The 26,833-nt window shown below is 63.8% G+C and carries 22 protein-coding genes and 1 tRNA gene; 8 read left to right on the top strand and 15 right to left on the bottom strand.

The genetic code is table 11. The annotated features are described in order from the left end of the window. Positions 1 to 40 precede the first annotated feature (40 nt). Positions 41 to 1,492, bottom strand: coding sequence for a hypothetical protein (locus tag P2T57_RS05435; protein WP_276301469.1), 1,452 nt, complete (start codon positions 1,490 to 1,492; stop codon positions 41 to 43). A 402-nt stretch (positions 1,493 to 1,894) separates the two neighbouring features. Between P2T57_RS05435 and P2T57_RS05430 the strand changes: the two genes are divergently transcribed. The 4 genes from P2T57_RS05430 to P2T57_RS05415 all read left to right on the top strand — a co-directional run bounded on the left by P2T57_RS05430 (position 1,895) and on the right by P2T57_RS05415 (position 6,289). Next, positions 1,895 to 2,032 carry a hypothetical protein gene (locus P2T57_RS05430; protein WP_276301468.1) on the top strand — a complete coding sequence of 46 codons (138 nt, stop codon included), beginning with the start codon at positions 1,895 to 1,897 and terminating at the stop codon, positions 2,030 to 2,032. Beyond that, positions 2,032 to 3,510 (top strand): flippase, encoded by a 1,479-nt coding sequence (locus tag P2T57_RS05425; RefSeq protein WP_276301467.1) that lies wholly within the window; start codon positions 2,032 to 2,034, stop codon positions 3,508 to 3,510. The genes P2T57_RS05430 and P2T57_RS05425 overlap by 1 nt, the downstream gene beginning before the upstream one ends. Before the next feature lie 281 nt (positions 3,511 to 3,791). After that, positions 3,792 to 5,258 (top strand): flippase, encoded by a 1,467-nt coding sequence (locus P2T57_RS05420; protein ID WP_276301466.1) that lies wholly within the window; start codon positions 3,792 to 3,794, stop codon positions 5,256 to 5,258. A 71-nt stretch (positions 5,259 to 5,329) separates the two neighbouring features. Next, positions 5,330 to 6,289 (top strand): NAD-dependent epimerase/dehydratase family protein, encoded by a 960-nt coding sequence (locus P2T57_RS05415; RefSeq protein ID WP_276301465.1) that lies wholly within the window; start codon positions 5,330 to 5,332, stop codon positions 6,287 to 6,289. 601 nt (positions 6,290 to 6,890) lie between these two features. Here P2T57_RS05415 and P2T57_RS05410 read toward each other — a convergent pair. The 7 genes from P2T57_RS05410 to P2T57_RS05380 all read right to left on the bottom strand — a co-directional run bounded on the left by P2T57_RS05410 (position 6,891) and on the right by P2T57_RS05380 (position 13,277). Further along, positions 6,891 to 7,154, bottom strand: a complete 264-nt coding sequence (locus tag P2T57_RS05410; RefSeq protein WP_276301464.1) for a threonine/serine exporter family protein — start codon at positions 7,152 to 7,154, stop codon at positions 6,891 to 6,893. Between the two features lie 126 nt (positions 7,155 to 7,280). Further along, positions 7,281 to 8,150, bottom strand: a complete 870-nt coding sequence (locus P2T57_RS05405; RefSeq protein WP_276301463.1) for a CheF family chemotaxis protein — start codon at positions 8,148 to 8,150, stop codon at positions 7,281 to 7,283. A 120-nt stretch (positions 8,151 to 8,270) separates the two neighbouring features. Further along, positions 8,271 to 10,238: a methyl-accepting chemotaxis protein gene (locus P2T57_RS05400; protein ID WP_276301462.1), complete on the bottom strand. Its 1,968-nt coding sequence runs from the start codon at positions 10,236 to 10,238 to the stop codon at positions 8,271 to 8,273. Positions 10,239 to 10,457: 219 nt separating this feature from the next. Next, positions 10,458 to 11,678 carry a HEAT repeat domain-containing protein gene (locus P2T57_RS05395; protein WP_276301461.1) on the bottom strand — a complete coding sequence of 407 codons (1,221 nt, stop codon included), beginning with the start codon at positions 11,676 to 11,678 and terminating at the stop codon, positions 10,458 to 10,460. An 85-nt stretch (positions 11,679 to 11,763) separates the two neighbouring features. Next, positions 11,764 to 12,375: an archaellin/type IV pilin N-terminal domain-containing protein gene (locus P2T57_RS05390; RefSeq protein WP_276302084.1), complete on the bottom strand. Its 612-nt coding sequence runs from the start codon at positions 12,373 to 12,375 to the stop codon at positions 11,764 to 11,766. Positions 12,376 to 12,575: 200 nt separating this feature from the next. Next, a complete protein-coding gene (locus P2T57_RS05385) occupies positions 12,576 to 12,857 on the bottom strand; it encodes a DUF7521 family protein (RefSeq protein WP_276301460.1) in 282 nt (93 codons plus the stop codon). Positions 12,858 to 12,938: 81 nt separating this feature from the next. After that, positions 12,939 to 13,277, bottom strand: a complete 339-nt coding sequence (locus tag P2T57_RS05380; protein WP_276301459.1) for an ArsR/SmtB family transcription factor — start codon at positions 13,275 to 13,277, stop codon at positions 12,939 to 12,941. Positions 13,278 to 13,388: 111 nt separating this feature from the next. Between P2T57_RS05380 and P2T57_RS05375 the strand changes: the two genes are divergently transcribed. Further along, complete coding sequence (locus P2T57_RS05375; RefSeq protein WP_276301458.1) at positions 13,389 to 13,805, top strand: chemotaxis protein CheW; 417 nt, start codon at positions 13,389 to 13,391, stop codon at positions 13,803 to 13,805. Positions 13,806 to 13,960: 155 nt separating this feature from the next. On the opposite strand, the gene glmU is transcribed toward P2T57_RS05375, so the two are convergent. Further along, a complete protein-coding gene (glmU, locus tag P2T57_RS05370; RefSeq protein ID WP_276301457.1) occupies positions 13,961 to 15,157 on the bottom strand; it encodes a bifunctional sugar-1-phosphate nucleotidylyltransferase/acetyltransferase in 1,197 nt (398 codons plus the stop codon). A 437-nt stretch (positions 15,158 to 15,594) separates the two neighbouring features. Between glmU and glmS the strand changes: the two genes are divergently transcribed. Then, positions 15,595 to 17,418 carry a glutamine--fructose-6-phosphate transaminase (isomerizing) gene (gene glmS, locus P2T57_RS05365; RefSeq protein WP_276301456.1) on the top strand — a complete coding sequence of 608 codons (1,824 nt, stop codon included), beginning with the start codon at positions 15,595 to 15,597 and terminating at the stop codon, positions 17,416 to 17,418. 78 nt (positions 17,419 to 17,496) lie between these two features. Further along, a complete protein-coding gene (locus P2T57_RS05360; RefSeq protein WP_276301455.1) occupies positions 17,497 to 18,462 on the top strand; it encodes a polysaccharide deacetylase family protein in 966 nt (321 codons plus the stop codon). A 182-nt stretch (positions 18,463 to 18,644) separates the two neighbouring features. On the opposite strand, the gene P2T57_RS05355 is transcribed toward P2T57_RS05360, so the two are convergent. The 4 genes from P2T57_RS05355 to P2T57_RS05340 form a co-directional block, all read right to left on the bottom strand. After that, entirely contained in the window at positions 18,645 to 19,514 is an 870-nt protein-coding gene (locus P2T57_RS05355; protein ID WP_276301454.1) for a BRCT domain-containing protein, read from the bottom strand. 522 nt (positions 19,515 to 20,036) lie between these two features. Next, positions 20,037 to 20,123: transfer RNA gene (locus P2T57_RS05350), tRNA-OTHER, on the bottom strand. 79 nt (positions 20,124 to 20,202) lie between these two features. Beyond that, on the bottom strand, positions 20,203 to 22,536 hold the full coding sequence (locus P2T57_RS05345; protein WP_276301453.1) for a PAS domain-containing protein: 2,334 nt from the start codon (positions 22,534 to 22,536) through the stop codon (positions 20,203 to 20,205). A 123-nt stretch (positions 22,537 to 22,659) separates the two neighbouring features. Further along, the gene (locus tag P2T57_RS05340; protein ID WP_276301452.1) at positions 22,660 to 23,514 is read right to left on the bottom strand and encodes a CheF family chemotaxis protein; all 855 of its coding nucleotides are present in this window, start codon (positions 23,512 to 23,514) and stop codon (positions 22,660 to 22,662) included. Positions 23,515 to 23,652: 138 nt separating this feature from the next. Between P2T57_RS05340 and P2T57_RS05335 the strand changes: the two genes are divergently transcribed. Continuing rightward, positions 23,653 to 24,675, top strand: coding sequence for a lysylphosphatidylglycerol synthase transmembrane domain-containing protein (locus P2T57_RS05335; protein WP_276301451.1), 1,023 nt, complete (start codon positions 23,653 to 23,655; stop codon positions 24,673 to 24,675). 6 nt (positions 24,676 to 24,681) lie between these two features. On the opposite strand, the gene flaJ is transcribed toward P2T57_RS05335, so the two are convergent. Both flaJ and P2T57_RS05325 read right to left on the bottom strand, forming a co-directional pair. After that, on the bottom strand, positions 24,682 to 26,418 hold the full coding sequence (gene flaJ, locus P2T57_RS05330; protein ID WP_276301450.1) for an archaellar assembly protein FlaJ: 1,737 nt from the start codon (positions 26,416 to 26,418) through the stop codon (positions 24,682 to 24,684). 207 nt (positions 26,419 to 26,625) lie between these two features. After that, complete coding sequence (locus P2T57_RS05325) at positions 26,626 to 26,823, bottom strand: hypothetical protein (RefSeq protein ID WP_276301449.1); 198 nt, start codon at positions 26,821 to 26,823, stop codon at positions 26,626 to 26,628. Between the last annotated feature and the right edge of the window lie 10 nt (positions 26,824 to 26,833).

The raw sequence follows: 26,833 nt of genomic DNA, 5'->3' as shown, positions 1-26,833 counted from the left end.
TCGTTTTAGGCCGCGCCGATAAACGGAAGAACAGTGGAAGTTACTTCGAGTCGTCGGCGTCGTCGATACTGACGGCCAGCGACCCCTCGATACGGAAGTTCGTGATGTCGCCCGAGTACCGGTAGGCGTCCTTGCCGCCGATGACGCGGCCCTCGACCGTTCCGCCGGAGATGCTGTCGTAGGGGTTGATGGAGCCGAGTTCCGCGCTCTTCTCTAAGTCGCCGCTGACCTCGAAGGCGTAGTCGCTCGCTCGGTTGGGCGAGTCGGTGCCGTCGAGGATGAGCGTGTTCGGAAGTTGGGTCTCGCTCTCGCCGAGCGTGGCCGGGTTGACCTCTTGGCCGTTGCGGTAGACCGTCGCGGGGCCGTCGAGGCTGAACGCCGTAATCTCGCCGGTGTAGTCGAAGCTATCGACGCCGCGCTCCGGGCCGACAGAGCCGCTCGCAGTCGCGCCTTCCACGGTGTCCTCGTAGGAATCCTCGTTCTTCTGGACCTCGCCGCTGACGGTGAACTCGTAGGGTGCGAGGCCGCCGCCGTCGCTGTCGATGGTGATGGTGTCCCAAGAGGTCTCGCTCGACCCGTCTCCGGTCGTGGTGTCGCCGGACCCCGAGTCGCCCGAGGAGGACCCGCCGCTGGCGGCCTCCTCGGCGGTCATCGGGACGCCTTCAGGCGGCGAGGTGTCCGCGGCGCTCCCCACGCGAGTGTTCGACTGGGTGATGCTCCCGCCCTCTTTCGTCAGCAGGGGCGCGCCCTTGATGTCGCAGTCCTCGACGTGGACCTCGCCGAACCACGCCCAGATGGCGCGGGTGTTGGTCGAACCGGGCGACGAGCAACCGGCCCCGCAGGGCGGGTTGCCGCCGTCGATGTGGACCGTGGTATTGACCACGCGACTGGTCGAGTGGCGTGACCCGACCCGGACGTTCGAGATGGTGTTGTTGTGGAAGTAGCAGTTCTTGACGATTTGGTGGCCGTAGCCGTCGCCCTCGCCGTAGAAACCGTTGTCAACCTTGTTGGCGATGTGAACGCGGTCGAGGACGATGGTGCCTTTCTCGCTACTCGCGCTGTCCCAGTAGATGCCGCCCTTGGCGCTCCGGTCGGCCTGCTCGTTGCCGAGGAAGACGTTTTCGAGGCGACCGGTTCCGTCGGGGTCGTCCACGCGGACAATCATCTGGTGGTGGCCACCGGGATGCTGGCCCTTGAGACCGACGTTCCGGACGGTCCACCCGCTCCCGCTGGTGACGATGCGGGCGGACGCGCCGTCGGCGGTGATGTCGATGAGGGTGTTTTCGAGCGTCTCGCCGCTCCCGACCGAGAACGTTCGGGTATCGCCTGCCGAGACGGTTACGGTGTCGTACTCCACAGCGACTGCGGAGCCACTTGCTCCCACAATCGCGGACGATGCTATCGCGGTACCGGCGAGTCGGAGGTAGGAACGCCGGTCGAATCCGGCGGACTCGTCGTCACCATTTCGTGCCGTGTCGTGTTCGCGTGCCATGCGGATTCAATGTCCAACTACCCTATTAAATAGTTGGCGGAATTCGTTCAATGTGATATTTCCTATTTAAATTTGATGGCTAGATTCGGGCGTCACAGAGTCCGAATCGGCGGTGCAGTCCGCGGGTTCGTATCACCAAGGTAACGGACACTTGCCCATATAAACGGTGACCGTTTGGCGAGGAAATCGGCGATTAATCGCGCTAATTAGACCGCAGTAGCTCTGAAACCGCAATTCTGGCGTGGCCTGTGACGACCACGGGGCGCACCCGGCAGTGAGTGCTGTCGGTCGTACGCTCTGGCTGACCAGCGTATGGTCGGCCTGCGGTGGCGGTAGGCACCGTCACGTCGGTCGGGTGCCGGCACAGAACAAAGCCGACATTTCACGTGGCTTTCAGCAGAGATGTACGCTCTCCGAACGAGACCACCGAGCGACGACCGGGCCAACGACGCGAGACCCGATTCGACGCGCGAGAACCGACCAGACGCCGCGCCGAGCGTCGGCGAATTGAGCGAACTCCTCGCCTCGAACGCGCACTGATGTCGGCCGGCAACCGACTCTCGAAGGGGTTCAGACTCACCTTCCTCGGGCGCATCGTCCATATCTCGGCCAACGCCGCCCTGATGGTGCTTCTGACCCGGTACCTGCTCCAACCCGCCGAGTACGGTCTCCTCTTTCTGGGTCTGTCGGTCGTCGGCGTCGCGCGACTGTTCAGCGACTTGGGGCTGGCCAAGTCCGCGGCGCGGTACGTCTCGGAGTTCAAGGAGAACGACCCGGCCCAGATTCCCCACGTCCTGCTGGCGGCGCTGAAGTACCGACTGGCGCTCGTCGCGCTGGTCGGGGGCGTCCTCGCGGTCGCCAACCAACCTATCGCCCGGTTCATCGGCGAGCCGGAACTCGCGCCGCTCCTGCTGGTCGGGGCCGGCTACCTCGGAGTTCACTCGCTGAGTGTGTTCAACAGCCTGCTGTTTCAGGGGTTCAACCGGGTCGAGTGGAGCGCGCTGGTCCAAATCGTGAACAACGCCAACCGGGTCGTGTTCGTGGTCGTGTTCGTCTTCGGCCTCGGCCTCGGGGCGGTCGGCGCGATGCTCGGCTACCTTGCCGGGGCTGGGCTGGCGATGCTGGTCGGGACTGCCATCCTCTACCGGAAGTTCTACTCCCGACACGAGAAGGCTGACTCCCCGGAGGAGGGCCTCTCCCGGCGCGTGCTGGAGTACAGCGTCCCCCTCACGGTGACGAAGGGCGCGGGCGTGCTGAACAACAAAATCGACACCATCCTCATCGGCGTCCTGCTCAACCCCGCCGCGGTCGGGTTCTACACCATCGCCAAGCAGATTTCGTCGTCTGTCCTCGCGCCCGCCGGGTCGCTCGGGTTCACCATCTCGCCCGAACTCGGCGAGCAGAAGGCCAACGAGCAGTTAGACCGGGCGGCAGAACTCTACCAGCAGGCGGTCGAGTACACCCTGCTGTTGTACATCCCCGGCGCTGTCGGACTGGTCCTCGTCGCAGAGCCGACGGTCCGAGTCGTCTTCGGCGAGGAGTACCTCTCGGCGGTTCCCGTCGTGCAGGTGTTCGGGGCCTACGTCGTCCTCCGGGCCATCAACAAGATTACGACCAAGACGCTCGACTTCCTCGGTCGGGCGCGAATCCGGGCGATTGCGAAGGGCGTGACCGCGGGAGCCAACTTCGTGCTGAACCTGCTCCTCATCCCGCGGTTCGGCGTCGTCGGGGCCGGATTCGCCACGGTCGCAACTTACGGCGCGTACACCGCTATCAACGTCTCGGTCATGCAGTCAGAGCTACCCCTCGCGCTGTCGGACCTCGGGCGGTCGGTGGCACTCATCGGCGGGACCGCCATCGGGATGGCGGCGGTCGTCTTCGCTTCGACGCCGCTCATCTCGAACGCGATTTCGCTGGCCGGGGTGGTCCTCCTCGGGGTCGCGGTCTGGGCAGGCCTGTCCATCGCCAGCGGTCTGGTGAACCCCCGGACCGTCGTGTCGTTTCTCGCATCTGATTGACCGGAACTCACCGGGCCACAGTCGGACGACGTGCCACGCCTTCCCTCGCTTATTCGGAATAAGCGAGTCATAACAAAGCCCCGACAGCGGGAGAATGAAAGTAACTGCGCGTCGTCAGACGCGAACTCGTCAGTCATGAATCTACGCGAACACCACTCTGCGAGACGGGAGCAACGCCTTCTTCCGGTCGATTCCGCGCCGTGGCGACCGGGGGAATCTTCGTCGTCACGGCCGGTCGGGGGGAAGCGTCGTGCAGACGCATCCGGGGGCGATAGCTCGACATGGACCTGAAACAGTTCTCGCGGTCGTTCAAGGCGATGCTGAGCGCCCGCGTCCTCCACATGGTCGCCAGCGGTCTGCTGATGGTCGTACTGGCGCGATTCCTCCTCACGCAGGAGGAGTACGGTCTCCTCGGCGCGGCGCTGGCGGTGATGGGGGTCGTCCAGTTGTTCACCGACCTCGGTATCGCCAAGGCGGCCGCGCGCTACATCACCGAGTACCGCGAGAAGAAACCGGACCAAGTGCCCCACGTCCTCCGGACCGCGATGACTTACCGGCTTGCGGCCATTCTGGTCGTGGGCGGCCTGTTCGCCCTACTGGCCGGGCAGGTCTCCGGGATGGTCGGCCAACCGGAACTTGGCCCCTTGCTCGTGGTCGGGGCTGGCTACATCGCGGTCCACTCGCTGTTCACCTTCTCGCAGGTCATCTTTCAGGGGTACAACCAGATAACCAACAGTGCGGTGATTCGGGCCATCGGGTCGCTGAGTCGGTTGGTCCTCGCGGCGGCGTTCGTCCTCGTCGTCGGCGGCGCGTTCGGTGCCATCGTGGGCTACATCGTCGGCTACGGGGTCGGCGCGGTCCTCGGGTTAGCGATGCTCTACTGGAAGTGCTACCGGGACGCCGACCGGTCGAGCAAGCCGGAACCGGGCCTGACCAACCGGGTTGCCCGGTACAGCATCCCGCTGACCGCGACCCGCGGGGCGAATATTCTCGACAAGCGCGTGGACACGATTCTGGTCGGCTTCTTCATGAACCCGGTCGCGGTGGGCTACTACTACCTCGCCAAGCAGATTATGGGATTCATCCACTCTCCGGCGGCCTCGCTCGGGTTCACCCTCTCGCCGGCCTACGGCGAACACAAGGCCGACGGCGAGACCGACCACGCGGCCCAGATTTACGAGACCACGCTGAAGTACATCCTGCTCCTGTACGTCCCGGCCGCCGTGGGCATGGTTATCGTGGCCGAACCCGCCATCACGCTCGTCTTCGGCGAGAAGTGGGCGGACGCCGCGCCGGTCTTGCAGGTGTTTTCGGCCTACGTGATTCTGCAAGCCGTCTCGTACATCACCGGGGACGCGCTGGACTTCCTCGGGAGAGCGCGAGAGCGTGCCATCGCCAAGGGCGGCGGGTCGGTCGCCAACTTCCTCCTCAACCTCGTGATGATTCCGGCGTTCGGCGTGGTCGGCGCGGCCGCCGCGACGGTCATCACCCACGCCGGGGTGCTGGCGGTCACGCTCTGGGTCATCCACGCCGAACTCTCGCTGTCGCTCGGCGAACTCGCGCGCCACCTGACCGCGGTGGTCGCGGTGACGGGCGCGATGGCGATTGCGGTCGTCGCGGTCCTCGCGCAGGTCGGCGGCGCGCTCGCCGTCGTGGCCTCGATTTTCGCCGGCATCGCGGTCTGGGGCGGCCTCTCCATCGCGGGCGGCCTGCTGGACCTCCGGCGCGTCCGGACCATCCTGACCTAACCGAGGACCATGATAGCATTTCTCAAAACCGAGGCCCGGCTTATTTGGCGTCTCGAATCGAGGATGGTCGTATGAACGACGGTGACGACGACGCGCTCGGGTCCACGGTCGGCCCGACGGTTTCCGGCGAGACGGTGCTGATAACCGGCGGTGCTGGCTTCATCGGAAGCCACCTCGCCGAGGAGTTAGTCGGCGACAACGAGGTCCGGGTCCTCGACGACTTCTCGGGCGGGGCGCGCGAGAACGTGCCCGACGAGGCCGAAATCGTGGAGGGCGACGTGTGCGACCCCGAGACGCTGGCGGAGGCCACGGACGGCGCGAGTCTCATCTTCCACGAGGCCGCGCTGGTCAGCGTCGAGGAGTCGGTCGAGGACCCGCCCGCGAGCAACCGTGTCAACGCCGCCGCGACGGTGGACCTACTGGAGTGTGCCCGCGACGAGGACGCTCGGGTGGTGCTGGCCTCCTCCGCCGCCATCTACGGCCACCCCGACTCCCTGCCGATTTCGGAGGACGACTCGAAGGACCCGACCTCGCCCTACGGCATCGACAAGCTATCGCTGGACCACTACGCCCGGCGGTATCACGACCTCTACGGCCTCGAAACCGTCCCGCTACGCTACTTCAACGTCTACGGCCCTCGCCAGAACCCCGAGTACAGCGCGGTCGTGAACGTCTTCTTCCAGCAGGCCGAGGAGGGTCCCATCACCATCGAGGGCGACGGCGAGCAGACCCGCGATTTCGTCCACGTCCGGGACGTGGTGCAGGCCAACCTGCTGGCGGCGACCACCGACCACGTGGGCGAGGCGTTCAACGTCGCCACGGGTCGGAGCGTCACCATCCGGGACCTCGCCGAGACTATCGTGGACGTGACCGACTCGTCCTCGGAGATTACCCACGTAGACCCCCGGCCCGGCGACATCGAGGAGAGCGACCCCGACATCTCGAAGGCCCGCGAGAAGTTGGGCTACGAACCGACCGTCTCGCTGGAGGAGGGCCTCCGGGAGTTGGCCGAGGCGAAGGGGCTTCGGTGAGTCGTCGGTCCCTCGTTCAGGGATGGTGAACGGAACAAAGTAGCCAATTCTTGACGCAGAGATAGACATTCCTCTATGCACAAGTTTTAATTCACTTGCTGTGGAACGTCGATATGGTTCCAGGTATCACGCGGGTGGTGCAATTTACTCACCCGTTTTCGTTACACGTCGAGAGGTTTCTTTGAGCGGTGCGTATCACAATTCTTTTGAATTTAGGTTGTATAGTCGAAAATGGTGTCGTCTCGACACCACCCTGCGTGATGCCTGGAATCATCACTGCAGGTTGCATCAGCACAAAGACGATGATGTGGGCGGTGACGACCGTCCTTCGCCTCACGGCCATCGTCGTAACCCTGTTGCAACTGAAGCGAGAGTAGACCGTAAGGTCGCTCTCTACGGCAAACCGGGGCGGTGACGTACCGCCTCCGGGAAAGATGGGACCTTCAGGGCGATTCAGTTCCGCCCGCATCACGCAGGATTTCGTCATACTCATTTGAAGACAAAGATACAATTGCTAAAGAAATAATTTTGATTCCTAAGAATTCTTCTTACTTGTTCCCAATCGTCTTACTCATACCATAGTTGTGTGACTACGTAACAGTCAGAGACCAAATGAGGATTTCCAGTCTTCGAACTCGTCCTGAAAGTCTTGACTAACCTCGTCAGCGGCTTTCCAAACCTTCTGTTTATCAGTTGCGTCGCTTCCTCCACTTTTTAGCCCTGCCTGAATCGCTCGACCGATATTTCCGGCGTTAGGGTGTTCACAGTAGATTTCATTCAGTCGCTTTTTAAATTCGGATTTGGTTATTTTCCCATCACAGAACTCTGCAACTGCCGCTCGTACTTTAGAGGATATCTTTCCCATAGTAATACCCATTACATAAATAAGCAAATATTTTTTGCATGAAGAGTTGATTATAGGAATACGCCAAGAGCTTCGAAGTGAGGAAAAACAGATTCAAACAACGATTTTCACGTTCCCTCTAAGCGTCTACTTCTCGTTGATGGACTCACTGGCGATGTTCCGCCCGCGAGTCTTCAGACTCACTTCCCGGCGCTTGCGGACCTCCTCCAGTACCTCCACTTCGATGAGGCGCTCGAAAATGGACTCCACCTCGTCCACGTCCATGCCGAGGAAGTCCGGAATCTCGAACGAGGAGACCCCCGAGTACAGCGCCATCAGGACTTCCTTCTCGGTCTCGTCCAACTCGACGCCGCCCTCGTTCTGGCGCGCGCCCTTCTCGAACAGCGATTCCAGCAGGGCACACCGCCGAGTGTCGCCCGAGATGTACGTCTGGACGCTGGTGTCGCCTTGGGTGTGTTCGATTTCGAGGACGGTCCGCTGTTCGCCCTTGACTGTCCGAGTCGCCCGTTCGACCGACCCGATGTCGTCCAACTCGATGCCGACGAACGTGCCCGAGGCGATGGCGACGTTGACCATCTCCTCGGTAATCTTGACCCGCGCCTTCTCCCAGTCGGTGTCCTGAATCACGCCCCCTTCGATTGCGGGGTGTTTGGTCAGGATCATCTTCTGGTTGAGGAGCGCCCCGTAGAGTTCGGTCTCGAACTCGTCGATGTCGATGCCGGTCGCCAGTAGGACGACGTTCTTGCCGAACTCGACGCTGAGGTAGTCCGATACCGAGGCCACCGCCTGATTCACGTCGTAGCGCCCGGTCAGGCCTTTGACCTCCGACAGCGGAATGGTCCGCTTGCCCTGATTGCCCGCCAACACGAGTCGCTTGTTCGACAGCAGGATGCGGCCGCTGGTCCACTCGGGGTCGTTCAGTTTGCGGCCCTTCTTGACGACTTGCAAGAACTTCCCCTGCGTGTCGGCAATCTTGTGCTCGCCTTCCTTGCTCATGCGTTGTGTGTAGCGTTCCGGCGCGATTCGCGTCCGCGAACCGTCGCCTCGTCTTCGGTCGAGGGGTAGCCTCGGTGTCTTCTTGGTGGTTTCGATGCAATCATGGCGCGAATCGAGGCGTCAGGACTCGCTTCGCATCTCGTTGACCCGCACAGAGAGTTCCTCGATGGTCTCGTTCTGCTTGCGGGTCGCCGAGACGATTTGGTCGGTCGCGGCCTCGACCTCTTGGGTCTGGTCGCGGACGTTCTCGACGGTGGCCATGACCTGCTCGACGTTGGCGGCCTGCTCGTCGTTTGCCTCCGCGACTTCGGTCACGCCGGTCGCGGCCTCCTCGACTGCGTCGGCGATTTCGTCAAGCGCGACCAGCGCGTCCTCGATTTCCTCGCCAGCGCGCTTGATTTGGTCGTTGCCTTCTTCGACCGCAACCACGGTTTCGTTGGCTTGGGCCTGCACGTCCTCGATTCGCGTGGCGATTTCCTCGGTGTGTTCGCGAGTCTCGTTGGCCAACTGCTTCACCTCGTCGGCGACGACCTCGAACCCGCTTCCGGCCTCGCCGGCGCGGGCGGCCTCGATGTTGGCGTTGAGCGCCAGCAGGTTGGTCTGGTCGGCCACCTCGGCGATGACCTCCACGACCTCCTCGATTTCGCTCATCTGGGATTCGAGTTCGGTGACGGTCTCGACCAACTGGTCACTGCTCTCGATGACCTCCTCGGTGGCCTCGCGGGCACCCTCGCTGGATTCGAGACCGCTGTCGGCCGACGCCTTGGCCTGCTCTGCCGCCGAGGCCACCTCGTCGGAACTGGCCGCGACCTCCTCCATGCTCGCCGAGAAGTTCTCCATCTGGGTGGCGACCTCCGAGAGTTGGGCGGTCTGCTCCTCGACTCGCTCGTCGATGACGCGGGCCGACTCGGACGCCTGTTCGACCGACTCCTCCAAATCGTCGGCCTTCTCGCCGACGCGCTCGGTCAGTACCTCGAACCGGTCGGCCATGTCGTTGACCTGTCCGACGACTTCGACCAGCGAGTCGTCCACCACGTCGTGTTCGTCCTCGAACGACGCGCGGGCCGAGAGGTCGCCCATCTCCATCGCGGTCAGGGTGCCGATGAGTTCCTCGACCAGCGCAGTGATGCCCTCTTGGCGGCGGATGTCCTCGGTGCGGTCGCGGACCGTCTCTACGACCGCGATGAGGTCGCCCTCGTCGTACAGGGGCATGGCCGAGAACTCGATTTTGCGCTCGACGCCGTCGCGGTCCACCATCGTACTCTCGTCGGTGTAGAGGGTGCGCGCGCTGTCGGCCTTCTTCACGTCGAACTCGATGTGGGCCGACTCGGGGAACTCGGCCACCTTGTCCGCCAGCGTCTTCACGCGCCGACCGTCCGGGTAGAACGCCTCGCTAACGCTGTCGATACCCAGCGCCTCGTCGGCCGACACGCCGGTCAGTTCTTCGAGCGCGGAGTTCCACGCCGCGACCTCCTCGCGCTTGGTGTCGAGCATGAACACGGGGACGCCGATGCCGTCCAGCAGGTCGTCGTCGTCCACGTTGAGTTCCTCCTCGTCGTCGTCGGCCGCCGCTTCGAGGTCGTCCGCCTCCGGTTGCTGTTCGACAGCTTCGGCTTCCTGCTCGATGGCTTCCGATTCCTGTTCGTCGGTTGCTTCTCCTTCATCTTCCACACCCACCTCGTAGGCGTCGAGACCGGTCTGCATGTCCGCCATCGTCGCCGACAGCGCCGACTGGAGTTCGTCCTCGGCGCGTCGAAGTTCTTCGGCCACCGCTTCGTTGTCGTCCGCGAGTCGATGGCGCAACTGCTCGAACGTCTCGCCGACCAACTCCTCGACGCCGGCCTCGTAGGTCCCGGCGAACGTCGCTGGCGTGACCTCGGCGTCGGCGTGTCGCTGGCCGAGGTCGGCGGCGTCGTCGTCTCCCATCTCGGGGTCGTCTAAAAGGTGTCCGAGGTGGACCGCCTGCGCTTGCTGAAGGTCGTCGCTCGCGTCGGTGTCTCGATACGCCTCAGAAAGTTGAGAGCGGGTGACAGTTCGGCTTTCGGAGACCGATACCTCGTCGGTCTTGGTCCCGCCGTCGAACGTCACGTTGCGTTGGGCGTCGGCGGGGCTCTCTCCATCTCGTAAGGTAGTTAAAATTTTCAGTAGCCTGTCCCGGACCATCTTGTGCTGAAAAGAGACACCAACCGGATATAAAGTTTTGCGGAAATTTCATGCGCGATAACCCATCATCGCCCGACGAGCGTATCGCTTTCTCGACATGCGGGGCGCTTCCGAACGTGCTTCGCGGCCCACGTGCCAGCGACCCTATCCCCGGCCGCCGAGTTTCGACAGCGCCGAGAAGGCTCGTTTTCGGACCTCCTCGTCGTCGGTCTCGTCGATGAGCGAGTCGAGTTCCCGGCGCGCGCGCTCGCCGCCGACCTTTCCGAGCGTGAACGCCGCCTTGGCACGCGCGCTTCCACTGGTCTCGGGGTCTTCGAGGACCTCCAATAGCACGTCCTCGGCGATTTCCCCACCGACCTCGGCGATGCTGGTCGCGGCGAACTGGGCGGTCATCCCGTCGTCGTCGTCCAGCACCGACGCCAGCGCCTCGATTGCGGCCTCGCGGTTGTTCTCGCCCGTCACCCGGCCGAGCAACCACGCGGCGTTCCGGCGCTGATGTGGCTGGTTGCCCTGTTCGAGGATGTCCACCAGCGAGTCCACGACGCTCCGATGGTCGTTGGCGCTCAACTTCTCGACCATCCGCTCGCGGAGTTCGTGGCTTTTCTGGCCCGGCGCGTTCGACAGGAGTTCGATAAGCGAGAACACTGCCGCCCGACGGACGGTCTCGCTCTCGTCTGTCAGCATCGACACCAGCGCGTCGAGCGGTTCGGCGCTCCCGAAGTTGCCCAGCGAGTTGGCCGCGATTCGCCGAACGGTCTCGCTCTCGTCGTCCAGCAGGTCCAACAGCGCCGCCAGCGACTCGTCGCCGCCGATGCGTCCGAGCGAGTCGGCGGACTCCCGGCGGACCTCGACGCTCTCGTCGCTCAGACGCTTCCGGAGCGCCGAAATTGCCCGCTGGTCCTCGATTCGGCCGAGGGCACGGGCCGCCCGAGCGCGGACTCGCTGGTCGGGGTCCCGGAGGTGTTTGACCAGCGCCTTGGTCCCGGCCTTGTTACCGATTCGTCCCAAAGCGTTGGCCGACGCCATCCGGAGTTCCGGTTGGTCGGCAGATAAGGTCTCGACCAGCGCCTCGGCGCGCGCCCACTCGGCACCGTCGGTCGGAATCTCCTCGCCAGTCAGCGCAGAGACCAGTCGCTCGACGGCGTGGCGCTGGTCGAGTGCGTCGATAGCCGCGGCCCGCACGGTCTCACTGCTGTCGCTCTGGGCGGCCGTCACTAGCGGACCGACGACCTCCTCGTCGGAGGCATCGACCTCGCCGAGGATGTCGGCCGCGCGGCGGCGGACCGGTTCGCTGTTGCTGTTGGTCAACAGCGAGGTAATCTGGTCCACGTCGCCCGTCTTTTCCAGTTCGAACAGCGAAGTCACAACTGTTCGATGGAAGCGCGGCGAGAAAAAACGTGGTGTTACCGGTTCGGAATCGAGAGGAAGGTCGGTTGGAAGTCGATACAGCTTAGACCGTCACCGCGCTCTCTTGGGAGAGCGACTGCGGGATGTTGGCGCGGTAGAGGGTCACGGCACCGTACTGGGTGGTGAGCTTGAGCTTCACTTCCTCACCTTCGCCGAGGGTTCCGGAACTGATTGCGGTGGTGTTCATGGCGATGGTGAACCGGTCGTCCTGCGTGTTGAGGACGGGCACGGAGTCGTCACCGTCCTTGATGTCGGACACGTTGAAGTGCGGCTCCTCACCTGCGGCGGCGTCACCGGGTTCTGCCGTGGCCGCGTCGTAGTTGGCCTCGGTCAGCGTCTTGGCGGTGTCTGGACCAATCCACTCGATGGTGGCCGCAGACAGGTTGATGTCGTCGGAACCGGACCCACGCATCACCGTCAGGTTGACCTGATTGACTCGCTCGTTGTTGCTGACTTCACCGAATGCACTCACGACCTGCACGCGGTTCGAGACCTGCGCGCTGGACTCCTGACCAGTCTGCTCGGACTTGGTCTGGAGGAAACCGGCCGTGTTGATGAGGACGCCGGCGGCAATCGCGGCGACCAGCACCATCGCGATGAACACGATGAGCGTACCGATACCCACTTGACCTCTGTCAGTTAGTCGTTCTTTGATTTTCTCTTTCATTGTCTCACGTCCTGTCCGAATACCAATACTGCATTGGATACGGACTCTATCCGGAACGAAACGAACCTGCGTAATAAATCTACGGCCGCGATTATCAGCTATGATATTGGGTTAGTTGACAGGAGTGAAATCGGATACGTCCGCGACGAACCGTCCGAACAATCAGGTATCTAGAAAGTCGATTCCGTTCACTCCTCGGCTGTGATGCTATAGATGACGAATAGATAGCCCACCGTCGTAATGAGGTAGTTGACCGAGAGCAACATCCGGGTCTGCTCGAAGCGAGTCAGGAAGGCGCTGACCGTGGTCGCAAGCGCGGCGGCCACGATGAGCGTGAACCCAATCGAGAGGTGGAACATCGCCCGTCGAGACGTGCGGTTGTACGCCCGAACCGCGAGTCCGACCATCGAGAGACCGGCGGTTGCGAGAGTCAGACTGAACACGACGTACAGCAGTTCTATCGTTTGCATGGTTTCTCTGTGCTGAGAGGCCGCCCGTCCGCAAGACGTGTCCGAACCGGCGACAGTCGCCGTCTCCGGGGTCCGCTCGGCTTATTCGGCCTTGAGGTCACGCCACACGTCGGCCAGCGAGTTGTCCACGTCCGGACGCTCGTCTACCGACACGTCGATGTCCTCCTCGCCGAACGCGATTTCGAGCGAATCGACGTTCCGGCGGTAGACCTTCGTTCTGCGCCCTTCGTCGGAGAACTCCCGGCCGGAGAGTTCGAGGAGGTCGGCCTCGGTGAGTTCCTCGATTCGCCGATAGCTGGTCGCTATCGGGATTTCGAGCTCGTCGCTAAGCTCTTGGGCCGACTTGGGCTCGTTCGTGGCTCGGAGTATCTCGGCGTTGTACTTGTTGCCGAGTACCCGGAGGAGTTCCACGGCCTCCATCAATTATCGCGTTTGAAAACGCGGGTTAAAAAGGTACCGTAGCCGACCCGTCAGGCCGAGCGACTGGTCGGCGTCGGAACAGTAAAGTGGTCCCCGCGGAATCCACCGAGTATGTCAGAAACCGTCAGTGACGTGCAGGTCCTCGAATTCCGGCTAGAGGACCGGAACTACTGCATCGACATCGCGCACGTGGACGAAATCGTGGACAAGAAGGAACTGACGCCGCTCCCGAACTCCGACCCGCGCGTCGAGGGCGTGATGGACCTCCGGGGAACCACGACCACCATCATCAACCCCAAGAAGGTGTTGGACCTCGAACAGACCGAAACCGGCGAGCGCGTGGTCGTCCTCGAAAGCGAGGACGACGACGAGGGCAACGTCGGATGGCTCATCGACGCGGTGAATCAGGTCGTCAGCATCGACGCCGAGAACGTGGACCAGAGCGTCGAGAGCGGGTCGGTCCGGGGCATCGTCCGCCAAGACGACGGCTTCGTGGTCTGGGTCAAGCCCGAGGAAATCAACAACTGACTCCCGGCCGACCCCGATTCGACCGGTCCCGACGCCACTCCGTCCCGACTCGACGCAACTGGCTCGTGGCCGAAAAGACCACGACCTAGACAACAGAATATTCTCTTAAGAAATATTTTTCTTTCTCTAAGGACGTTATAGATGTCTGAAACGGGTCAGCGGTCCCGCGTCACCGTCTCGCCCGGTGGCACGCCAGCGCCCGGCGAGAGTTTGGTCCCGACGTTGAGCGCGACGTTGATGCCGGTCTTGGCCTCGTCGCCGACGACGACGCCGAACTTCCGGCGACCGGTCGAGACGCGCTCGCCCTTCACGTCGAGGGTCACCGGTTCGTCGTCGTGGCGCAGGTTGGCGACAGTCGTGCCCGCGCCGAGGTTCACGTTGCGCCCGAGGAGACTGTCGCCGACGTAGCTCAGATGGCCTGCGGTCGCGCCCGGCATGAGGACGCTGTTTTTGACCTCGACCGCGTGGCCGATTTTGGCGTCCTCGTCCACGAGGGTCGCCCCGCGGACGTAGGCGTTCGGCCCGACGCTGGCCCCCGACCGAATCAGCGCGGGACCCTCGATGACGACGCCCGCGTCCACCGCCGCGCCCTCCTCGACCACGACCCGACCGCGCAGGTCGGCCGTCTCGTGGACCGACCCGCGCACGTCGCGCTCCAACTCGCCGAGTTTCCACTCGTTGGCCTCCAACAGTTCCCACGGTCGCCCCACGTCGAGCCACCGGTCGATTTCGACCGCAGAGACCTCGTACTCGTCGATGACGCGGGCCACCACGTCGGTAATCTCGTGTTCGCCGCGCTCGCTTTCGGGCACGTCGAGCCAATCGCGGGCCTCCTCGGGGAACAGGTACGCCCCGGTGTTGGCGAGGTCCGTCGGCGGGTCGGCAGGTTTCTCCACGATGTCGGTCACGGTGTCTCCCTCAGTGGAGAGGACCCCGTAGTTCGTGGGGTCCTCGACTCGGTGGGCACCGACCGCCGGGCCGTCCTCGAACAGGGCTTCGATTCCCGCGGGGTCGTAGAGGTTGTCGCCGTTGAGGACCGCGAAGGGGCCGTCGAGATACTCGCTCGCAGACCGAACCGCGTCGGCGGTCCCGGCCTGTTCCTCTTGGACCGCGTACTGGACCGGGATGCCGGCGTACTCCTCGCCGAAGTAGTCCCGGACCTCCTCGGCCTCGTAGCCGACCACAAAGACGAGTTCGTCCGCGCCCGCACTCACCGCGGCGTCGGCGGCGTGGGCAGACAGCGGTCGGTCGGCGGCCGGAAGCATCGGTTTGGGGAGCGACGCCGACAGCGGCCGAATCCGAGTGCCTTCACCTGCAGAGAGGATGACCGCGCGAGGAGTTTCGCTTGGCATTGGGGGAACGACTCCGGGCGGAGACTTTGTTACCACCTGCTTGTGAGTGGGTAAGCGCGAAGTACCGTTTCGACGCGGAGTGCTTTCCTTCGAATCACGCGCCCCGTAGAGTTCCGCGAGCGGCAGTACGCCGGCCGAAAATTGACCCGGACTCGGTGATAAGTCGGCCCTACGCGGGACGTATTTTCTCCTACCCGCCAGTCAGCGAGCGTATAACAAAGGGGACCGGACGCAATCTGTCGAACATCACCCGCTCCCCGTACCGCAGGGCGGTCAGGACGGTACAATGCGTGATGGATGGAAACGCCGTGACGATAGGCGAAGATTAAGCGACGAATCGCACGACGCCGTCCGGACGACTGTAGAACTACGAAGCTCCTAACCATGATAGCTACCAACCCGACGCCGGCGTTCAAGACAACGGAGGTGTCCCGCTGATGTGCGGAATCATCGCTCGAATCGGCGGCGACGACGACAGCGCGGTAGACGAACTGCTCACCGGCCTCGAAAACCTCGAATACCGCGGCTACGACTCGGCCGGACTGGCGATAAAGAACGGCGGCGGCCCCGAAGTGTTCAAGCGCGAGGGCGAAATCTCGCACCTCAAAGACGCGCTGGCCGACGAGGTGCCAGACGGTGGCCTCGGCATCGGCCACACCCGGTGGAGTACCCACGGCCCGCCGAGCGACGAGAACGCCCACCCTCACACCGACTGCACGGGCGACGTGGCGGTCGTCCACAACGGAATCATCGAAAACTACGACGAACTGAAAGCCGACCTCCGCGCCCGAGGCCACACCTTCGAGAGCGACACCGACACCGAGGTCATCCCGCACCTCGTCGAGGAGAAACTGGCCGAGGGAATCGACCCCGAAACCGCGTTCCGACAGACCATCGACCAGCTTTCGGGCAGTTACGCGGTGGCGATGATAACCAAGCACGACCACGCTGTCTACGCCACTCGGAGAGGGTCGCCCCTTGTGCTGGGCGTGGACGACGGCGAGTACTTCCTCGCCAGCGACGTGCCCGCCTTCCTCGATTTCACCGACGACGTGGTGTATCTGGACGACGGCGACGTGGTGGTCGTCAACCCCGAGGACCACCGTATCACGTCCGCCGAGGGCGAGGCCGTCGAGCGGTCGGTCCAGACCGTCGAGTGGGACCCCGAGGACGCCGGCAAGGGCGGCTACGACCACTACATGCTCAAGGAGATTCACGAGCAACCCGCGGCGCTCCGCCAGACCCTCCGGGGCCGGGCCGACCCCGCGACCGGCGAAATTCACCTCGAAGACTTCCCGGAAGGGACGTTCGCGGACGTGAACCGCGTCCAGTTCGTCGCCTGCGGGACCTCCTATCACGCCGGGTTGGTCGGCGCGCAGTTCCTCTCGGACGGCGGGGTGCCCGCCCAGACCTTCCTCGCCAGCGAGTACGCGACCGGTCAGCCACCGGTCGACGACGAGACGCTGGTGGTCGGCGTGACCCAGAGCGGCGAGACTGCCGACACCCTGTCTGCGCTCCGGCGGGCCAACGCCTCCGGCGCGACCACCCTCGCGGTGACGAACGTGGTGGGTTCGACCGCGGCACGGGAGTGCGACGGCGCGCTGTTCATCCGGGCCGGTCCCGAAATCGGCGTCGCCGCGACCAAGACGTTCTCGTCACAGGTGGTCTCGCTGGCTCTGCTGGGCGAGCGCCTCGTCCGGGACGTGACCGGGACCCGGACCGACGAGGCCCACGAGCGTCTCGAAGCCCTCTCGAACCTGCCGGGACACGTCCAGCAGATTCTTGACTACACCAGTGCCCGGCGAGTCGCCGAATCCTATCGGGACAGCGAGGCGTACTTCTTCATCGGCCGAGGAGCAGTCCGGCCGGTGGCGCTCGAAGGGGCCTTGAAGTTCAAGGAAATCTCCTACGAACACGCCGAAGGGTTCGCCGCGGGAGAGTTGAAACACGGACCGCTGGCGCTGGTCACGTCCGAAACGCCCATCTTCGCGGTGTTCACCGGGCGTAACGACGAGAAGACCCTCGGCAACGTCAAGGAGGCCGAGGCCCGCGGCGCGCCAGTCGTCGCCGTCGCCAGCGACGGGCAGGAGCAGGTCCACCAGTACGCCGACAAGGTGCTGACGATTCCCGACACCCATCCCGACGTGGCGGGCGTGCTGGCAAACGTCCAACTCCAACTGCTGTCGTACCACGCCGCCGACCTGCTCGGGCGCGCCATCGACAAGCCCAGAAACCTCGCCAAGAGCGTGACCGTGGAATAGAAACCCGCGATTACCGTGCAGAACACTCCTGAACGGTCGGCCCGATTTACTCGCCGACCCGCGCATAGTAGTGACACGATGGGTTCTGTCGTACTCTCCCTCGACGCCGAACTCGCGTGGGGGTTCCACGACCACGAGAAACTGCCCGAACACAGGGTCGAGACGGCCCGCGAGTCGTGGATTCGGCTCCTCGATTTGTTCGACGACTACGACCTTCCGGCGACGTGGGCGGTCGTCGGCCACCTCCTGCTCGACTCCTGCGACGGCGTCCACGACGGCCACCCGACGCCGGAGAGCCATCCGTCTCCGGACGGTTGGTTCGACCGGGACCCCGGCACGTGGGAGGGCCGAGACGAAATCTGGTACGGGTCGAAGCTCATCGACGCCATCGAGGACGCCGACGCCGACCACGAGGTCGCAAGCCACACCTTCTCGCACGTCGAGATGGGCAACACCACGCGGGAAATCGCGTCGGCGGAGATGCGAGCGTGCGTCGAACTCGCCGAGGAGCGCGGCCTCTCGGTCGATTCGGTCGTGTTCCCTCGCAACTTCGTGGGGCACCGGGACGTGCTGGCGGCCTACGGCGTCAAGAGCTACCGGGGCAACCGACCGCGGCGGTGGTACGACAGAGGGCCGCTCGGGTCTGCCGCAAAGCTTCTGGGGTGGCCGACCGGCGCGGTGTCGCCCCCGCTGGTCACGCCCGAGGAGGACGAGTACGGTCTGGTCAACATCCCCGCGTCGCTCTACCTGTTCAGTTTCGAGGGGCGTCTCCGGTCGGCGGCCGAGCGAGTCACCGACGACCCCGTGGTGCAGATGGCCAAGCGCGGCATCGACCGCGCCAGCACCCGGAACGGGGTGTTTCACATGTGGCTCCATCCAAACAACCTGACCGACGAGCGCGACTTCGCGCGACTCGAAGCCATCCTCGAACACGTCGAGGAGGTCCGGGCGACCACGCCCCTGACGGTGGAGACGATGGACTCCATCGCGGCGGACATCAAAGACGACGAACCCCTCCCGCGGGAACCTATCGGGCCTCGCTGACCGCGCGCCGACCGCGGATTTCGGAGTCGCTTTTGCGCAGTCGAACTGTGCTGTCCACGGGACGAAAGAATTCACCACACTACGAGACGCGCGGAATCCACCAATCTACAGGATGCGCCGCCCCCGCGCAGAACTGCGCGGGGCGGCGGGGAGGCACGGGGCGCGGTGCTGTCGCGGGATGGTTACGCAGAATCCGCGGTCAGCGCGTCCTCCAGCGCGTCGCAGAGGAGGTCCCGTGCGAGGACCTCGACGCACCGCTCCTCGTCGTCGGCCAACTGCTTGAGCGCCGTGACAGCGCCGCGGGGCAGGCCGAGGCTCAACTCCTGTTTCTCGGCGAAGTCGAAGCCGAAATCGACCCGGCAGGCCTCGGCGACGAACTCCCCGACCGACTCGACGCCCTCGGTGGTCCTCACCGCCGTCTCGACCATCGCGTGGACGTTTTCGGGGAGCGCGACTTCGAGCGGTTCGGCCTCGTCGGGGTCGGCCTCGGCGTCCGCGTCCAACTCCGCGCCGTCGATGACCTCCTTCAGGAGGCCCTGCGTCGATTCGGCCACCACCGAGTCGAGGCCGCGGTCGGTGCGCTTGGCCTCGATGGTCGCCAGTTGGCGCACCACCGGGTCGATTTCGATGCCGACCGTCTCGGTCGGGGCCTCGTCGTCAGCGTCGGCGGCGGCGGCCTCCTCGTCGGTGGATTCGCCCGCCGACTCGTCACCGGCACCGTTCTCAGCGGACCCGTTCCCGGCGGCCGATGCCACGCCATCGACGTGGCCGAATCGGTCGGGAAAGAGCGCGTAGAACTCGACTTCTGTCAGCGACGGGATGTCGTGGTTCGCAAAGAAGGTCAGTTTCTCGTCGCCGGGGTTGTCGCCCACCACGAGGAGGTCGCTCTGGTTCGAGATGTTGTGCGTGACCCGCGCGCCGTGGGCCTCGACCAGTTCGGTCACTTCGCTCCGCGTGACCTCCGAGAGTCGCCCGGTGAACACCACCGTCTGGTCCTCGAGTTCGGCGGCGGTCTGGACCTCCGCACCCCCGATGTCGTCGCCGCGTGCCATTTTACGTTACGGTGGTTCCCCCGAGAGACTATATATCTTGGTAAGGCTCCTCGGGTTAAATCCCCGGCGCGCGTCGGATAGTGGCGCAAGTTCAGGGGTGGCGCTGGTTCGGGTTGGTGGTGTCCTCGGCGAACTCTCTTGTAATTCTAAGCAATCTAAATCTGTTCTAAGAAATTTATTTTATTTTTCTTAGAAATAGATATATTTGTTTCGGGGCGGGAGTCGAACTCGCCGAGACGTTCTTGCTCACTCCCTCCGGTCGTTGCGCGAGCGTGCGACTCGTCTGCTCGACTCCGCGCTATCTCCCGCTCGCACCGTCGCTATCGCTCGGCGATAAAACGCCTCGCTGGAAAACGGTGCGAGCGGAAGGGGCGGGAGTCGAACTCGGTCAGACGGTCCGGGATGCTCACTTCGTTGCGCTTCCGGGCCTGCGACTGACCTGCTCGACTCCCTTCAATATCGTTTTGCGACTCACGAGATGGCGAGCAGATGAACTGCTCGCCGTGTTGTTCGTCGCAAAAACGGAAGGGGCGGGAGTCGAACCACGCGAAGCCTGTAAGACTGCCATCGGAGTAGACCGATGGTGCTCTACCACTGAGCTACCCTTCCACGTCCCCGAGTTAGGGTCGGTCCGCCTTTGTTATGGACCGCCTGAACTCGTCGGTTTCTCATTCCGGCCGAGGGACCGTCAACGTTGTGTTGCGTCGTCGCGGACCGTGACCCGCGTGAACTCGAAGCGCGCGCCGTCGGCCGACCCGCAGTCGGTACACTTGGCATCGACCTCCCAGCCGTGAGCGTCGGCGATGGTTGCCACGATGGCGAGGCCGAACCCTGTACCGTCCTCCTCGGTCGTGAACCCGTGGTCGAACACTTGGTCCCGGACCTCCTCGGGGATGCCCGGCCCGTTGTCCGCCACGTAGAACCCCTCGCGGTCGTCGAGTTCGCCGACCTCGATTCGCATCGCAGTATTGTCAGGCGGACAGTCGCTCTCGGTCCCGTGTTCGACGGCGTCGTCAGCCGACGGCTGACTGCTCGTGGAGCCGTGCTCCACGGCGTTGCGAAACAGGTTCTCCAGCAGTTCCCGGAACCGGGCGTCGTCGGCCTCGACCACCGCGTCGTCTGCGAGTTCGAGCGTGGCCTCCTTGGTATCGACCGTCTCCCACGCCTGCCGTGCGGCGTCCGACAGCACGACCGGTTCGGTCTCGTCCACGACCTGCCCCTGTCGGGCGAGCGCCAGCAGGTCCTCGACCAGCGCGTCCATCCGGTCGAGCGACCGGTCGATTGGGTCGAGATGCTCGCTCTCGCACTCCTCGGTCACGAGGTCGAACCGGCCGAGCGCGACGTTCAACGGGTTGCGCAGGTCGTGGCTGACCACGCTGGCGAACTCCTCCAGTCGCTCGTTCTGGCGGGCTAACTTGCGCTCGCGGGCCTTCTGCTCGCTGATGTCCACGTAGATGGCGAACGCCTCGGCCTCGCCGTTGCCGGCGGGCGCGGTGTGAAGCAGGAAATCCCGGTCGCCATCGCGGGTCCGGCGGTGGACCTCCTCGCCCTCGATGCGGTGGCCCTCGCTGACCTGCTCGTTGAGCGACTCGCCCTCGGCCTCGCAGTCGTCCGGCAGGATGTAGTCGTCCAGCGAGTCGCCGAGGATGTCGTCGGCCTCCCACCCGAACACGTCTTCGAACGCCGGGTTGACCGACTTGGGGATGGCCTCGCCCTCCTCGATGTTGTAGCGAACGACCGCGTTGGGCAGGTTCTCGAACAGCGCGGCGAACCGGTCGCGCTCGGCCCGGAGTTCGGTCTCGGTCTGGACGCGCGCCAGCGCCTCCGAGATGTGCGCCGAGAGGAGTTCGGTCAACTCGCGGTCGTCCTCGTCGAACGCGCCGGGTTGGTCGGAGACGGCTTGGAAGATGCCGAACTCGCCGATGGGGACGGTCAGCGCCGACCGGTAGTTATTCTCGGCCGGAACCACGTCGGTCTCGCGCACGTCCCGAATCAGCGAGGCCTCGCCGTTGCGGTAGGCCCGCGCCGCGAGGTTGTTCGAGGTATCGACCGGCGTGTTCTGGTAGTAGCCGTCGGTCGGGACGCCCTTCGAGACGGACTGGGGGACCAGCACGCCGTCCTCGTAGGCGTCCACGGTACAGAGGTCGAACGCCAGAATCTCCTCGGCCGTCTCGATGGCGAGGTCGTAAATCTCCTGCTCGGTTTCGCAGGCGACGGCCCGCGCCGCCACGTCGTGGAGCGCCTCGATTTTCTCCTTGGTGTCCCGGAGTTCGCGCTGGACCTGCCGGCGCTCGGTGATGTCCCGGAAGTAGACCGACAGACCGTCCTCGGAGGGGTAGATGCGGACCTCCAACCACGTGCCGGGACTGTAGTCTGACTCGGCTTCCAGCGTCACGGGTTCTTGGGTCTCGAAGGCCTCGTGGTAGGCGTCGAGGAACTCGCTTCCGTCCTCGACGCTGAACTTCTCGCGGATGTCCTCGCCCAGCAGGTCGTCGGGTTCGCGCTCGAAGAAGTCGGCCGCCCGCTCGTTGACGTGCGTGAACCGCCAGTCGTCGTCGAGCGCGAAGAACGCGTCGGTGATGCGCTCGAAGATGCGCCGAATCTGCTCGTCGGCCTCCTCGGCCTCGCGCTCTGCTTGATACTGAGCGACGGCGTTCTCGACGCGGTTGGCCAGCACCTCGTAGTGGTCGGTGCCGGTCCCCTTCTGGAGGTAGTCGGTCACGCCCGCCGAGATGGCCTCGGAGGCGATTTCTTCGCTCCCCCGGCCCGTGAACAGGACGAAGGGGAGATACGGCGCTCTCTCCCGAACCTCGTCGAGGAACTCCAACCCGTCCATCTCGGGCATCTCGTAGTCGCTGACCACGCAATCGACCGTCTCGTCCTCAACCCGGTCGAGCGCGTCGGCGGGAGCAGTCTCGATGACCGTCTCGATGCGGTCGCTGGCCCGCTGTAGATACGTAGCAGTCAGGTCCGCAATGTCCGGGTCGTCGTCCACCAACAGGACGCGGATGGCGTTCCCCATATTATGTTGGTTGTTACCAATCGGGCGTATAAAAATCCATAGGAGTCTTTCGTTAATACAGTACGTGTAAAAATAGTCGAGAATACGAAAACCGGCGATACTCGGGCGAAAACCGGGGCGAACTCAGGTGTTGACCGATTCGATACGGTCGCTGACGACGAGTTGCCCGCTCGCGGTCAGCGAGAGACCCTTCTCGCCCTCGTCCACGAGGCCCTTCTCCCGGAGGTCGTTGAGAATCATCGTCACCCGACTCGAATCCACGCCGAGGGTTCCGGCGAGGTCACCGCTCCGCGCGCCGGAGTAGATGGCGACCAGCGCCTCCATCTCGTCCTCGGAGACGTCGAGGTCCTCGACTTCTTGGGCGACTTCGGAGTACTCCAACCGGAGGTATCGACCCAACAGGTTGAGTTTCCGGTCGGACTCGATGCCGAACTCCGAGGTCACCGACTGGCCCTCGTCGGCGTGGCGGACGACCAACACCGGGCCGATGTCGCGCTTGGCCTTCTGGAAGTGAGTGACGTTGGCGAGGTCCACCGTCACGGGGTCGGCGCAGGCGAACTCGACTTCCCCCGGCCGAATCTTGAGTTTCGCCGACCGGAAGTTCGCGCCCGTCACCCGACCGCCGACCCGCGCGGGATGTTTAATCTGGGTCTTCGTCCCGTTGAGTTCGGCCTTGAACAGGACGGTCTTGAACCGCGCGACCTCCTCGCTCCCGGCCTCGACGACCGCGACCCGGCGACGGTCGTCCTCGCGGTAGGCGATGGTGATAGTGTCTTGGAAGAACGACTCCAAGTCGCCGGGGACGTGGCCCACGTTGATGTCGAAGATGGCCGAGAGCGGGATGGTCCGCTTCGAGTCGGTGGTCGCCAACACCAGTCGCTTCCTGCTGAGGACGATTCGCCCCTTGACGGGTTCGGGCGAATCGAACGTATCGAGGCTGAAGCGTGCAACGAAGTCTGCGATGACCTTTTCGGACATGGTTTGGCGAGCGACGCCCGCTTTCGGCGCGTCTCTCTCTAATCGCCAATTCTCAGTCGGGGTAAATATTTTTTCGGTACTCGATACGCCCCGAGAGCCAAGAGACCTAACTGTCCCTCGGCCGTGACTAAGGGATAGATGTCCACCGAAACGTCCGGCGAGGTGTTCGACCGGCGCACGGCGGTCAAGGCCGTCGCCGGATTCGTGGTCGCCGGCTTACTCCTCTATTTCTTCGGTCGAGTCATCGGCTGGGGAGAAATTTTCGCTACCCTGAGCGGTGCCCGACCGCTCTGGCTCGGATTGGCCTGCCTCTCGACGGTGGTCTCGCTCGTCATCTGGGCGAAGTCGTGGGACGTGATTCTCGCAACCGTAGACGTGGATGTCCCGTTTACCAAAATCGTCGTCACCTACTTCGCCGCCACGTTCGCCGACTACGCCACGCCGTTCGGCAAGGCCGGCGGCGGGCCGTTCATCGCCTACGTGCTGGCCGCCGACACCGAGGCCAACTATCAGGACAGTCTCGCCAGCGTCGTGACCGCGGACCTGCTCAATCTCCTGCCCTTCTTCACGTTCGCCGGTCTCGGCACCATCGCGCTGTTGGTGCAGGGCGAGGTCCCCAGACAGGCCGAGATTCTGGTCGGTGGCCTCGGCGCGCTCGCCATCCTGATTCCGATTCTCATCTACGGTTCGTACCGCAAGCGGAACTTCGTGGAGTCGCTCGTCGTAAAGGTGTTATCGCCGGTGTCGAAGTACGTGGACCGAATCAACCCCGAGGACATCCGGGACCGCATCGACGAGTTCTACGAACTGGTGGACCGCATCGCGGACAACCGCCGGCGACTCGCCTACACGCTGGTCTTCGCCTACGTCGGGTGGCTGTTCTTCGCCGCGCCGCTCTATCTGGCGGGCCAGACGCTCGGCCATCCGCTCAACCCGATGTTGGTCCTGTTCGTCGTCCCGGCGAGTTCGCTCGCCGGCATCGTCCCGACGCCCGGAGGAGTCGGCGGCGTCGAGTTTGCCCTCGTGGGATTGTTGGTCGCGTTGACCACGCTCCGGCCCGACGTCGCCGCGAGCGTGGCGCTGGTCTATCGGGTGGCGAGTTACTGGTTCGCGCTGGCCATCGCGGGGATTGCGGCGTTCTTCGTGATTCACCGGACGTAGGTCGTCTCAGACGTTCAGGAACGACCCGACGACGATGCGGGTGAACACCGCGATACTGCTGGACCCCCACGTCAGGAAGACGAAGTGCATGTAGGCGTTGACCTTGTGGCCGCCGTCGGCGATGCGAATCATCAGCGACGACAGCACGGAGTTCAGCAGGATGATGATGACCAGCAGGTACTCGATGGTCGGGATGTCGTAGACGTCGGTGTGGATGATGGTCCCGAAGTCGAACTGGCTGGTGTCGAGACCGATGGACATGCTGGCCAGCACTTCGACGATTTCGAGGCCGATGAAGAACGCGAAGGTCGAGGCCGCGGTAATCCCGTAGAGGACACCGATGAGGGTGACGGTGGACTGTTCGCGGCGCTCGCGGAGTTGGAGGACCTCGTTCATGTTGCTGGAGATGAGTTCGCCCAACTGCTTGGGGTCGCCACCCATCTGCCGGCCGACGAGGAACATCTCGGAGAACTTCTGGATGAGGTACGACCGCGAGTCGGCGGTGAAGTGTCGCCACGCCATCGCGGGTTCGATGCGCATGTTGAGGCGCTTGTAGAGGTCGTCCACGTTGTCGGTCAGCGCGCCGAAGTCCTTGCCGCGCAGGCTTTCGAGGACCTTGGTCGTGGTACTCTGCTTGGCGGTTTCGGTCGCGCCCAGCGCCCGGATGAAGTTGGTGAATTCGTCGTCGCGTTCCTTGATGTGTTCCTCCTCGCTCCGGACGACGAGGCCGGGAATCAGCAGGGGCGTCGTCGGAATCGCGGCGAAGAACGGGAGGGGTATCGTGTCGGGGTCGATGCTGGTCTGGCCCATCAGCACCAGCAGACAGGCGACCATTGCGACGATGGTGAGGAGGAACCCGACCCCGACCGCGATGCGGATGCGCCACTCGGAGTCGGTCGTCACGTTGTCCGGATGGTACCACACCGGGTCGTAGGGCGCGGTGTTGCGAATCATCACGAGGAACCCGGTCTGGACGAACGCGAACATCACGACGACGGCGCTGACCGTCATCGTCGGGTTGGTCCCCGTCAGAATCGGCAGGACGGTTGCGAACACGAGCGCGAAGGTGACGGACAGGACCATCGAGAGGTAGAGGTCCTTCATGACTTCGAGGTTCTGGAGCGACCCCTCGTAGATAGTGACGTAGTTCTGAATCACCACGTCCTGTTCGGACAGCAGGAAGTCCTGCACCTCTTGGCCCGCGTTGATGGTGTACGCCAGTCGGTCGAGGAAGTCGGCGAACGGCTTGCTCGGCGACTTGTTCGCCCGGATGCGCAGGGCGTCGTCCAGACTCTGGTTCCACGTGTCCACCAGTTGGGTGATGCGGCGCATCTCCTCGGCGAGTGCGCCGTATTCTTCCTCCTCGCCGAGGGTCCGGAAGACCTCCACGCGGTCGATGTTCGCCGTCGAGAGGATGGTCATGTGGGTAATGAACAGGTGCAGGCGGTCCTCTATCTCCTTGCGCTTCTGGTCGCGCAGGATTTTGGGGTAGAGGACCGACACCCCGAGTGCGAGGAGGCCCAGCGACGGGATGGGCATCGAGATGAGCGGCGGGAAGTCCGTGACGACGTAGACGAGGACCGTCAGCACGAAGAACAGGATGGACGGGAACACGACGAGCGTGAGGTACCGGGAGACTGGCGTCTCCATGTGCCGGTAGGACTCGATGGTCGAGTTGATGAACCCCGACACGATGTCCTTCACGTCGGTCGCGTTCTCTGCGGGTTCTTCTTGGGTCGCCATGGTCGTCGGAGGCCGCTGTGTTCGCGGGTTTACGTCCCACCATCATCCCTCTTTCCCCTTGAAATATTGGACTCCCGAACGGAAAGCTGTAAACTATCGGAATAGTCGCGGTGGTCGAACGACTACAAAACGTGCTTTGACACGTTAAAGAACTGTATAGTGGTGTTAAAGCTATAATTTTATTTCCCTAATATCGGAGATGGTAGTTCAATCGAGCGTCCGAAGTAGAACACCGGCGACGACGGCGGTCGTTTTGAGAACCAGCAGAGCCGAGCAGACCACCATGACGCCCCCGAGGAGCGACTGCACGCGCGGCCACTCGCCGACCAGCGTCACGACGAGCGCGCCAGCGACGAGGCCGACGCCGACGAGCGCCCCGTAGTGGGCGCGGCGGACGCGAGTCATACCCGAGCCA

The sequence above is a fragment of the Halorussus lipolyticus genome (assembly GCF_029338375.1).
Classification (GTDB): Archaea; Halobacteriota; Halobacteria; order Halobacteriales; family Haladaptataceae; genus Halorussus; species Halorussus lipolyticus.
This window is presented reverse-complemented; position numbering and strand designations above follow the sequence as displayed.

Bases quoted from the DNA above. Each gene is read 5' to 3' on its own strand.
- P2T57_RS05405 (WP_276301463.1), bottom strand. From the start codon at position 8,150: ATGAGCAAGGAAGGCGAGCACAAGATTGCCGACACGCAGGGGAAGTTC.
- P2T57_RS05415 (WP_276301465.1), top strand. From the start codon at position 5,330: ATGAACGACGGTGACGACGACGCGCTCGGGTCCACGGTCGGCCCGACG.
- P2T57_RS05410 (WP_276301464.1), bottom strand. From the start codon at position 7,154: ATGGGAAAGATATCCTCTAAAGTACGAGCGGCAGTTGCAGAGTTCTGT.
- glmU (WP_276301457.1), bottom strand. From the start codon at position 15,157: ATGCCAAGCGAAACTCCTCGCGCGGTCATCCTCTCTGCAGGTGAAGGC.
- P2T57_RS05385 (WP_276301460.1), bottom strand. From the start codon at position 12,857: ATGCAAACGATAGAACTGCTGTACGTCGTGTTCAGTCTGACTCTCGCA.
- P2T57_RS05345 (WP_276301453.1), bottom strand. From the start codon at position 22,536: ATGGGGAACGCCATCCGCGTCCTGTTGGTGGACGACGACCCGGACATT.
- P2T57_RS05340 (WP_276301452.1), bottom strand. From the start codon at position 23,514: ATGTCCGAAAAGGTCATCGCAGACTTCGTTGCACGCTTCAGCCTCGAT.
- P2T57_RS05430 (WP_276301468.1), top strand. From the start codon at position 1,895: ATGTACGCTCTCCGAACGAGACCACCGAGCGACGACCGGGCCAACGAC.
- P2T57_RS05435 (WP_276301469.1), bottom strand. From the start codon at position 1,492: ATGGCACGCGAACACGACACGGCACGAAATGGTGACGACGAGTCCGCC.
- P2T57_RS05360 (WP_276301455.1), top strand. From the start codon at position 17,497: ATGGGTTCTGTCGTACTCTCCCTCGACGCCGAACTCGCGTGGGGGTTC.
- glmS (WP_276301456.1), top strand. From the start codon at position 15,595: ATGTGCGGAATCATCGCTCGAATCGGCGGCGACGACGACAGCGCGGTA.
- P2T57_RS05425 (WP_276301467.1), top strand. From the start codon at position 2,032: ATGTCGGCCGGCAACCGACTCTCGAAGGGGTTCAGACTCACCTTCCTC.
- P2T57_RS05420 (WP_276301466.1), top strand. From the start codon at position 3,792: ATGGACCTGAAACAGTTCTCGCGGTCGTTCAAGGCGATGCTGAGCGCC.
- P2T57_RS05380 (WP_276301459.1), bottom strand. From the start codon at position 13,277: ATGGAGGCCGTGGAACTCCTCCGGGTACTCGGCAACAAGTACAACGCC.
- P2T57_RS05355 (WP_276301454.1), bottom strand. From the start codon at position 19,514: ATGGCACGCGGCGACGACATCGGGGGTGCGGAGGTCCAGACCGCCGCC.
- P2T57_RS05375 (WP_276301458.1), top strand. From the start codon at position 13,389: ATGTCAGAAACCGTCAGTGACGTGCAGGTCCTCGAATTCCGGCTAGAG.
- P2T57_RS05325 (WP_276301449.1), bottom strand. From the start codon at position 26,823: ATGACTCGCGTCCGCCGCGCCCACTACGGGGCGCTCGTCGGCGTCGGC.
- P2T57_RS05335 (WP_276301451.1), top strand. From the start codon at position 23,653: ATGTCCACCGAAACGTCCGGCGAGGTGTTCGACCGGCGCACGGCGGTC.
- flaJ (WP_276301450.1), bottom strand. From the start codon at position 26,418: ATGGCGACCCAAGAAGAACCCGCAGAGAACGCGACCGACGTGAAGGAC.